The 1,957-nt window shown below is 69.6% G+C and carries 2 protein-coding genes and 1 pseudogene; all 3 read left to right on the top strand.

Annotation, left to right across the window (positions count from 1 at the left end):
* Positions 1–483 (top strand): annotated as a pseudogene (locus tag WA965_RS22390) (type VII secretion protein EccC); the annotation flags it as partial.
* A complete protein-coding gene (locus tag WA965_RS22395) occupies positions 483–791 on the top strand; it encodes a PE domain-containing protein (protein ID WP_526298925.1) in 309 nt (102 codons plus the stop codon). The pseudogene WA965_RS22390 and the gene WA965_RS22395, both read left to right, overlap by 1 nt.
* A gap of 1 nt (position 792) precedes the next feature.
* Positions 793–1,957: PPE family protein (locus WA965_RS22400; protein ID WP_526448089.1), on the top strand; the 1,165-nt coding region annotated here is incomplete at its 3' end.

Below are 1,957 nucleotides of genomic sequence, written 5' to 3' on the forward strand. Positions count from 1 at the left end.
CCGCCGGTGGGGATGAGTCCGCAGGAGCTCAGTGGCTGGTCCTACAAGAACGGACAGGACAACCACATCCACTATCTGATCGTCGACGACATCGATCAGATACCGGACGGCCCGGCGACCGCCGGACCCTATGTGGGACAGCGGCCGTGGACCCCGTTGATCGGACTGCTGTCCCAGGCCTCCGATCTGGGGCTGCGGGTCATCGTCACCGCCCGGGCCGCGGGATCCGCCCACGCGGTGATGACCGCACCGCTGTTGCGCCGCCTCAACGACCTGCAGGCGACGACGGTCATGCTGTCGGGAAATCCGCAGGACAGCGGCAAGATTCGGGGCCACCGATTCAGCCGGTTGCCGGCGGGCCGCGCGATGCTGCTCGACGACAGCGACACACCGACGTTTGTGCAACTCGTCAATCCGCTGGCCACCGAATCGGTGACCGCCAATCGAGGACCCGGACGACACTGTGGAGAGGAGTACAGCTGATGACGCTGCGAGTAGTTCCGGAGGGCTTGACCGCGGCCAGCGCCGCGGTGGAAGCGCTCACCGCACGGATGGCCGCCGTCCATTCCGCCGCCGCACCCATGGTGAGTGCGGTCGTCCCACCGGCGGCAGACCCGGTGTCGCTGCAGTGCGCCGCGGGTTTCAGCGCCCACGGTGCACAGCACCAGTCGGTGGCCGCCCAGGGGGTCGAGGAACTCGGCCGCTCCGGGGTGGGTGTCGGCGAGTCCGCGGCCAGCTACGCCAGTGGAGACGCGATGGCGGCGTCGGCGTACATGATCGCGCGCGGCTGACATGACCGCCCCGGTAACCGCACCAGTGTGGATGGCACTGCCGCCCGAGGTGCACTCGGCGCTGCTGAGCAGCGGCCCGGGCCCGGGATCGCTGCTTGCCGCCTCGGCGGCCTGGCAGTCGCTGAGCACCGAGTATGCCTCTGCCGCAGCGGAACTCACGAGCATTCTCGGCGCCGTGCAGGCGGGTTCCTGGGAGGGCGTCAGCTCCGAGCAGTACGTCGTCGCGCACACGCCCTACCTCGGGTGGCTGGCGCAACAGAGCGCCAACAGCGCCGCCGCGGCGGTGCAGCACCAGACAGCCGCCGCCGCGTACACGACCGCGTTGGCGACGATGCCCACGCTGCCGGAGCTGGCACTGAACCACACCACGCACGCGGTGCTGGTCTCGACGAACTTCCTCGGCATCAACACCATCCCGATCGTGCTGAACGAGGCCGACTACGTCCGCATGTGGATCCAGGCGGCCACCACGATGAGTGCCTACGAGGCGGTGTCCGGTGCGGCGGTGGCCGCGACGCCGGCGTCGACTCCCGCTCCGTTCGTGCTGATCCCCGGCGCCGGCGAAGCTGGAAGAGCCGCAGCGGATCTGATGAGCTCCGCCGCGCAGGTGCAGGCCGTGGAGTCGGGCGCAGCGTTGAACATCGGCGACATCGTCAACGACTTCATCAACTTCTACGGCGATATCCTGCGGTTCCTGTTCGAGCCCATCATCGACTTCCTCCAGGACCCGATCGGCAACACGATCGCCCTGATCACCGACTTCCTGACCAACCCGGCGCAGGCGCTGATCACCTACGGCCCCTTCCTGTTGGCCGTCGCCTACCAGGCGGTGTCGTGGATCGGCGCCTCGATCCTCTATCCGTCGCTGCTGTTGCTCCCGGCACTGGCGATCACGCTGGGCATCATCGGCGGGGTGGGCCAGTATCTGCTGGACCAGCTTCAAGCCCCTCCCGCCGACACCCCCGCCGAGGAGCAGGCGCCGGCGTCCTCCGCGCCCGCGAACCGCTCCGATCCCCAGCCGCTGCCGGCTGCAGGTGTGCCCGCGGCTCCGACCGCACCGGCGGGGACCCCGGTGAACTCGGTGACCGCCGGGTCGGGTTCGGCGGCTGCCGCACCCGCCGCACCGGCCGCCCCTCTGGTGCCCTACGCGGTGGCCGGTCAGGACC

The sequence above is a fragment of the Mycobacterium sp. genome (genome assembly GCF_049683935.1).
Lineage (GTDB): Bacteria > Actinomycetota > Actinomycetes > Mycobacteriales > Mycobacteriaceae > Mycobacterium.

Coding starts and splice junctions, on each gene's coding strand:
- WA965_RS22395 (WP_526298925.1), top strand. CDS start 483: ATGACGCTGCGAGTAGTTCCGGAGGGCTTGACCGCGGCCAGCGCCGCG.